The 7,942-nt window shown below is 70.1% G+C and carries 3 protein-coding genes and 1 tRNA gene; 1 reads left to right on the forward strand and 3 read right to left on the reverse strand.

What is annotated here, in order from left to right; translation table 11 throughout:
• The 3 genes from VIR15_RS06250 to VIR15_RS06260 all read right to left on the reverse strand — a co-directional run.
• Positions 1–3,875 (reverse strand): PDDEXK-like endonuclease domain-containing protein (locus VIR15_RS06250; RefSeq protein ID WP_331926616.1); only part of this gene is annotated, 3,875 nt, incomplete at its 3' end.
• 156 nt (positions 3,876–4,031) lie between these two features.
• Positions 4,032–7,127, reverse strand: a complete 3,096-nt coding sequence (locus VIR15_RS06255) for a M14 family metallopeptidase (protein ID WP_331926617.1) — start codon at positions 7,125–7,127, stop codon at positions 4,032–4,034.
• A gap of 186 nt (positions 7,128–7,313) precedes the next feature.
• Positions 7,314–7,538, reverse strand: coding sequence for a DUF6191 domain-containing protein (locus tag VIR15_RS06260; protein ID WP_331926618.1), 225 nt, complete (start codon positions 7,536–7,538; stop codon positions 7,314–7,316).
• Between the two features lie 112 nt (positions 7,539–7,650).
• On the opposite strand from VIR15_RS06260, the gene VIR15_RS06265 reads away from it, so the two are divergent.
• Positions 7,651–7,723: transfer RNA gene (locus VIR15_RS06265), tRNA-Arg, on the forward strand.
• Positions 7,724–7,942: the final 219 nt, after the last annotated feature.

The raw sequence follows: 7,942 nt of genomic DNA on the forward strand, positions 1-7,942 counted from the left end.
GACTCCGCCGACTCCGCCGACTCGCCCGACTCGGCTGACAGGGCCGGCACGCTGCCGTTGAGCACGGCGCCGCCAGCCGGTCGCGACTCTGGCTCGGGCCCGCGTGGGCGAACCTCCCGCGTGACCCGGACGATGCGGGAAATCTCGCGCGCCGGGTCGCGGAACAGATCGGTGCTCCAGACGCGCAGGTGGACCCACCCGAGGCGTCCCAGCTGCTCCGGCCGCAACCGGTCACGATCGCGGGTGCTGCGCATCGCGGCGTAGCGCGGCCCGTCCGTCTCCACGGCCACGAGCACCCGGCCGCGGTGGTAGGGGTCCTCGATCGCGACGTCGACGCGTTGCGCCGCCGTGCCGTAATCCTCGTGGACGACCAGGCCCTCGCGGCGAAGGCGTTCGGCGAGGTCGGCGCGGAGCGCATTCCGGGTCGCAACGGGAGCGGCGCCCGCGGCACTAGGAACCGAAGCCCCTCGCGCCTCGGCATAGGCGAGGAAGTCGCGCAGCATGATCGCACCGCTGGCCTTGAGCCGGGACGGGTCGAGGTCCGAGGCGAGCAGGGACGAGACGACGGTCATCCGGTTCCGGGCCCGCGTGATGGCCACATTGAGGCGCCGCTCGCCGCCCTCGATGTTGAGCGGTCCGAAGCGGTGCAGGACCCGACCGTGGGGCGTCTTGCCATAGCCGATCGACAGGATGATGGCGTCGCGCTCGTCGCCCTGCACCCGCTCGAGGTTCTTGACGAAGAACCGCTCGTCGCGATCAGGGTCGAAGTAGTCGGCGACGTCGGGCGCACCGCGCAGCGCGGCCGTGATGGCGTCGTCGATGAGGTTCGCGTGCTTGATGCCCAGGGCGATGACGCCGAGCGACTCGTGCGGACGCCTGCGCGCATGGTCGAGCACGAGGCTGACGACGCGGTCGACCTCGGCGCTGGTGGACTCGATCGTCTGCTCGCCGGGTTGAACCACCGCGTGGCCCTCCACCGGCTCGAAGGTGACCGCCGACTCGACGGCGGTGCCAGGGAACGTCGTCAGCCCGCCGTGGTACATCGTCGCGTTGGCAAAGGCGATGAGGCGTTCGTCGCGGCTGCGGTAGTGCCACGTCAGACGCCGGGTCGGCAGGGCCGCTGCCAGCACGTCGAGCACCGACTCGAATCCCTCGGTGAGAACGTCCTCGTCCGTCGCCGGCGTGCCCTCGTCGTCGGACACGACGGTGAAGAAGTTCGTCGGAGGCAGCTGGCGCTCGTCCCCGGCCACGACGACCTGCCGCCCCCGCGAGATCGCCGAGATGGCCTGGGCCGGCTGCACCTGTGAGGCCTCGTCGAAGATGACGACGTCGAACCACCGCCCGGGCGGCAGAGTGGACGCGACGACGAGGGGGCTCATGGCCCAGCACGGCTTGATCGCGGTGAGCGCGGCCGAGGCCTGCGGCATGAGGTCTCGCAGGGACTTGTGGCGTCGTGCTCTCCCCGCCTCGGCCCGGACGAGGGCCTCCTGCGCCGGGTTGTCCCCGAGCACCTCGCGGATATTGCGGGCGACAGCCTCGCGGACCCGGTCCACGGTGGCGTCCAAGTGCGCGTGGTCAGCGACGACGAACTCCTCGACGGCGTGGCACAGCGCCTCGCCGTCATGAGCGCCGTAGGCCGGGTCACGGAAGCTGATCTCCTGCGCGAGCGAGGCCCACCACACGAGGTCCACCTCAGCGGGCACGCACACCGTGGGCACTCCCCGGGCGGCCAGGTCGTCGATGAGCGGGCCCAGCCCGGCGCCGCGCAGGTCGTCGAGGGTCCGAGTGACGTGGGGCAGGACGGCGAGGCGGTCAGGCCGGGAGGCGAGGGCAGCCAACCGGCCCTGCAGGTCGACGAGGGACAACTCCGTCAGCGCAGGTCCGGCTCCGGGTAGCCGCTCCTCGAGCCACTCCAGGTCGTCGCGGAGGCGGCCGAGCGCATCGAGCCCTTCGTCGAGACGCGGCGAGATCTCTGGGCGGCCACCACCACCGACGAGGGCATACCACTGCGTCCGCTGCTCGCTCGCCAAGCGCAGCCTTTCGTGGAGGTCCTCCGGGGGCCGCCCCGGGCGCAGCAGCCGCTTGGCCTGGTGCCGCACCTTCCAGCGGGTCAGCCAGCCCATGTCGACCCCGCTCTCGGCGCGCCACTCCCGAGTCGCTGTGGCAGCGATGTGCTCGTCCAGCGGAAGGTCGAAGATCTCGGGTCGGAATACCTCGAGCGTGTGGCGCACCGCCGCCATCGTGTCCAGCGCTGACTGCCAGTCCACGAGCGAGGTCGCCGGCGGCACGTGCGACTCGGCGAGCAGCGCGTTCAGCTCTGCACCGGCCTCGTCCAGCCCACCGCCGGTGAGACGGGTCGTGATGTCGAGCGCCCGGGCTGCCTCGTCCGACGTCAGGATCCGCGCCCCGAACCACGGGTCAGCACCATCTTGGGCCCAGGCCCCGAGCCCCGAGGCGTCGCGGAGCCGTCCGGCGAGCTCCCGGATGCGCTCGCGACCCAGACCAGCGAGGACCGCACCGTTGAGGCGCACCCGTGAGGCGGGCGAGGGACTCCTCGTCGCCAGCTCTGCCAACGCCTCCTGCACGTCGTGGACCGACACGCCCCAGGGCTCGCGCACCGAATGCATGGTCTGCACGTGGGCGACCAGCCGACCCCGCCGCTCCTTGAGGATCGAGCCGGCTGTCCCAGAAGCTGTTCTCTCGATTGGGGAGGAGGACGACACCCGGCGCCCCTCATCACTCAGAGCCGAGTCCAGGGCCCGCGCGAACTGTCGGGCAGTAGCGCGCCGGTTCGTCGTGCCGTCGTAGGCGTCGAGCACGAGCTCGCCGAGGCCGAGCCGGTCGAGCCGCCCGAGGACGGCGTCGATGGCCGCCCGCTTCTCCGCGACGAACAGCGCCGACTTGCCCTCGGCCGCCAAGGAGGCGATGAGGTTGGCGATGGTCTGCGACTTGCCGGTGCCGGGTGGTCCCTTGATGACCAGGTGCGCGCCGGCCCGGACTGCGTCGATCGCCGCGTGCTGGGAGGAGTCGGCGTCGAGGACGAGGTGCTCGTGCTCGGGGTCGGGCTCGGGATCGCTCTCCGGCACCCGCAGCCGGACCGCTGCGAGGGCCGAGTCGTCACCCGCGAGGGCTGCGACGACGTCGTGGTCGGCGAGCGAGGACCCTTGCAGCGCGAGGTCGGCCACCATGGGCAGCTTGGCGTAGGAGAAGGTGCCGACGAGCAGGCGCGGCGCGATCACGAAGTCGGGCACTCGCTCGCACACCGATTTCAGGGCGGCATAGACCGGATAGGGGTCGAACGCGTCACCCTTCGTCGCGAGGTCCGCGAGGGACTCCCCGTCGACCTCGAGCCCCTGCTCGGAGCGTAAGTACTCGATGAGGACCGGGTTGAACTCGACCTCGGGCCCCAGGTCCAGGTCGAAGTCCTGCTGACCTGGAGCCGTGGGCCGCAGCACGAGCGGCCAGAGCAGGACGGGCGCAGCCGGCGCTCGAGTCGCGCGCGGCACGGTCCACGTCGCCATGCCGATGGCCAGGAAGCCCGCAGCGATGCCGCGCTCCTCCTTGAGCTCCTGGGCCTTGGCCCGGATCGCCCGCGCACGACGCCTCGCCTCCGCGAGCGCGCCCGGCTCACGCATGAGGTCGGACAGGCGCGTCTTCCGCCCGGCCAGCAGCATCGAGACGCCTCCGGGGTGGGCGGTCGTGAGGTCGAGCGTGCCGGACGGCAGGTCGCGATACCACAGCAGCGTGTTGCGCCCGCCCAGATCGACCAGGGCGCGCTGCCACGTCTTGACCGCCCCCGCGACGCGGTCGGCCCGCGGGTCACCCGAGGTCAACTCAGCCCGGAGGACTGGGTCGGGCCGGGAGACGTCGGTCATTCCTGCAGGCTAGCCAAAGATGACCGACAAACACGTGAGCGCTGCCGCCACGAGAAAGGAATGCTGCCGTATGCCGCTGAGCCGGCCCCGCGCCCACGGTGACGTTTGGGCGGGGGCGAGCTCAGCGGCATACGACCTCTGTCTTTGTCTTCGGCCTCAGTTGAGCAGGTGGCCGAGGACGCGCTCCATGACGTCGGCGCGGCCCTCGCGGCTGGTCACGCCCTCGATCCCGAAGCCCATGAGGAGCGTCGACGGGGTCGCGACCGAGCTGCCGACGGGGAAGCCCGACGCGTCGGTGCGAACCCAGGTGTTGGCGTTCGTCGCACTACCGTCCGGAGCTGGAGGCATGCTCCAGCCGTCGAGGCCGCCCTCGAACGAGGTGGTGCCCTCGCCCGTGGACACTTCGACGTCGTCGACGAAGACGCCGAGCCCCTGGGTGGCCCAGTCGCTCGCGTACGCGATCGCGACCTCGACCTGACCGCCCTTCCAGGCGGAGAGGTCGACGGACCACTGCTGCCAGCCGCCGGAGTTGCCGCTGGCGGCGTTCCACGAGCCGGACGTCCCGGTCGGAGTGCACGAGCTGGCGCCGTCCCAGGTCTGGTAATGCGCCAACTGCGGGTGCAGGTCCACCCAGCCGGATTCACAGCTGTCACCCGGCGCGGTCGTCGTGTGGCCGTTGATGTCGGGCAGCGTCGTCCAGTCTTGCTGGCCCGGGGTGTGGGCCTCGACGAAGAGGTGGTCCCAGTTGACCTCGGTGTCGTAGGACGTCCAGAACGACAGCGTGGCGCCGTCGGATGGGACGTCGATCGTCCGCGCGAGGCGCTTGTAGGACACATCGGAGATCTGCGAGTAGACGTACTCCGTGCCGGTCCGCGGTGCGAACGGCCCACCCGGCTTGTCCCACAGGGATGCCGGCCAGCTGTCGAACTGCTTGAACTGGTCGACGGGCAGGATGCCGCTCGTCGCGACGTAGGACATGGTGTCGTCCTGGTTGTCGGCGCTGTCCGGCCCGCCCAGGCCCCAGGTCAGCCCGTCGAACGGCGTGTCGGTGCCGACGAGGCCGAAGGGGTTGCCGTCCTCGTCGAGCCCGTCGCCCGCGATCCCCACGAAGCCGCCGAACCAGTACTGGAGGACGTCGTTCGTGCCGTCGCCCGATCCGGCCAGCCGGAGGCAGCGGCGCGGGTCGACACCCGACGGCATGGGGTTGCAGGCGATCTCGCCCTTGGGGTCGTAGAGCTGAGTGCCGACGTTGCCGGTGTACTGGGCGCCGGCGAAGTCGCTCGTGTAGGCCACGGCGCCGCCCTCGTTGAGGTAGGCGCGGAACTCGAGCAGCTCGTCAAGCGCGAGCCGGTCGGCGTTGCCGCCGGTCAGGCCGGCGGTGCGGGTGACGATGTCGTCGCCCGAGTACCAGATCGCGGCGTCGTAGTGGCTGAGCACGCCGAGGGCGTCGGGTGCGACCCGCCCGCGGGCGTCGACGTCGTAGACGTCCGCCTCGATCCCATTGTCCGCCAAGGCGTTCAGGTAGTAGTCGAGGTAGTGCGGGCCGGGCGTCTGCACCGGCGAGGCACCGGTGTAGTCCTCGGCGGCGACGACGACGACGCGGTTGCCGGACTCGGATACGGCTTGGTAGGTGAACGAGTCACTCCTCTGGCCACCGCCCTCGAACCAGACCTCGACGGAATCGCCTGGGTCCGTGCCTGTCACGACGCCGCGCATCTGGTGGTAGTAGACGCTCGCGGGCGAGTAACGCTCGCCACCAGCCCATTCGGAGGTCGGCGCGGACTGCACCGCCCCACCGTTGACGCGCCACTTCACCGTGACCGGCCCGAGGCTCCGCTTGGCGTTGACGGCCACGGGCTGCGGGTCGCCGTAGGAGTACTGGAAGGTCAGCTCGGTGTGCGGGTTGCCGCGCTTGTAGGGGTCGTCGCTGTTCAGGTAGAACGGCTTGGTCTTGAGGCCGACCGTCGAGACGGGGTCGTCGGGGTCCGCCGCGGACGTCGCGACGGACTGGGCGAACGGGAGGTTCCGCTCGAACTCCGCCTGCACGAGCGCCTCGTCGTCGGGGAAGACGAAGCCGCAGCCGTCGCAGCCCTCGGACAGCTCGGGGGTCCAGGCGAGCGCGCCCGTCGCGACGTGGGCGTAGTCGGTCGTCTCGCCGTTGGTCACGTAGAGGACGTCCGAGCTGAGGCCCGGGTGGAAGTCCTTGATGGCCGGCTTGTCGAGGTTGCCGGACATGGCGTAGTAGATCGGGTCGTCGAACGTCGGCGTGCCGATCTGCCAGCCCTCGGCGTAGAGGAGCCACTGGCCGTTGGAGTGGTAGTTGACCTGGAAGGCGAAGCCGATCCGGTCGAGCAGGCCCTTCATCGCGGCCGTCTCGGGCTCGGACACCGGCCCGGTGCCGCGGTAGGTCTCGCTCGACGAGATCGAGGACGAGCCCTCCTCGTCGTAGCCCCAGTGGTTCGGGAAGTTGCGGTTGAGGTCGACGCCGTCACCCGTGGTGATCTGGCCGTCGCCGTTGACATCCCGCAGGTTCTTGCGCCAGAGCCGCTCGGTGTCGAACGTGTACTGGTAGCCGTCCGGGTTGGCCACCGGGACGAACCACAGCTCGGTCGTCTGGAGCAGCTTCTTGACCTCGGGGTCGTCGGCGCGCCAGCGCTCGACGTACCAGTTCATCAGGCGGCGGTCGACCTCGGTCGCGATCCACTCGCGCGCGTGCTGAGTCGCGCTGAAGAGCACCGCTGGACGCTTGCCGTCCTCGATGCCGCGGGCGCCCTGGGTGAGCTTGATCGCGTACATGTCGCGGCCCTGGAGCGTCGTGCCGATCTTGACGAGCTTGGCGATCGACGGGTTCTGCGCCGCGGTCTGCACGAGCTGGTCTCGGATGCCGCCGGGCTCGTCCCAGGACTTCCAGACGGTGAACCCGTTGGCGGCCTCAGCGGCCGCGAACTGCCGGACCGTCTGGCCGCCCTTGACTTTCGTCAGCTGCGGGAAGATTCCCTTGGCGTGCAGCTGATCTCGCTCCTTCTTGGTGAGCACGAGGTCGACCTCGACGTTCGAGCCGGACGCCTTGTTGGCCCCGACGTCGTGGCCGAGGCGAGCCAGCTCGCGGAGCTGGCTCGGGGAAACCGTTGCGGTGTAGGCGTCGAGCGCCTCATCCGCTCTCGGGGCACTCGACGACGCCGTGGGCGTGAGCCCGACGAGCAGCGCGGCGACCATGCCGAGGACCACAGTGAACACACGCAGACGCTTCATCCGAAACCCCCTGGAGGTTCCCCTGACGAATGTGGGTGAGGTCACATTCCCATCAACCGGGGGTTGGCCGCCACTCGAAGGCGGCCGTTGTCTCGGAAGCGAGACACAGATCTTGCCGTATGCCGCTCAGCTCGCTCCGCGCTCAAGGTTGGCTTGGGCGCGGGGCCGGCTCAGCGGCATACGACCTCAGGAGTCGTCGCCCTCGGCGTGGGCTTCCTCGGGAACCTTGAAACCCGCGTTCCGCTCGGGCGGCATGGCGAGGTGGACGACCCCCTTGTCGAGATCCACCCACGTCTTGTTGGGGTCCCCCTCGTTGCCCGGGATCTGCGCCTCGATCCGCTTGCGGTCGCGCTCCTCGGCGAAGTGCTTGTGGCCCGGGTTGAAGATCTCGATCAGGCCGTCCCAGTCCATGGCGAGCCTTTCGTCGGCGGGCTTGGTGTCAGGGTACGCCCGGCGGGTGGTTGGCTTGGCGAGCCGATTCGGGGTGGCAGCGTGGGACCTGACAGAATGGCTGGGCTGTCCCGCCCTCGTAGCTCAGGGGATAGAGCACCGCTCTCCTAAAGCGGGTGTCGCAGGTTCGAATCCTGCCGGGGGCACTCGTGTCCTTAGGTCGCTGACCTGCAAAGATGCGGCAATCGTCTCACCATGACCACGCGTTTTGAGACGAAATCCGGCGTAGGTTCCGCGGATGTTCCGCGCACTTTCGTGCTCAGAGCGTGGCCACGACACCCGCTCCACTCCAGAGGGGGTGTCAGTCGCGCGGCCCGGCCATACTGCCGGGTCACCCCCCCCGATCCCGTCCAGCCAAGGCGCCG

The sequence above is a fragment of the Intrasporangium sp. genome (assembly GCF_036566125.1).
Lineage (GTDB): Bacteria > Actinomycetota > Actinomycetes > Actinomycetales > Dermatophilaceae > Intrasporangium.

Excerpts from the sequence above, each read along its gene's own strand:
- VIR15_RS06255 (WP_331926617.1), bottom strand. The coding sequence starts at position 7,127 with ATGAAGCGTCTGCGTGTGTTCACTGTGGTCCTCGGCATGGTCGCCGCG.
- VIR15_RS06260 (WP_331926618.1), bottom strand. The coding sequence starts at position 7,538 with ATGGACTGGGACGGCCTGATCGAGATCTTCAACCCGGGCCACAAGCAC.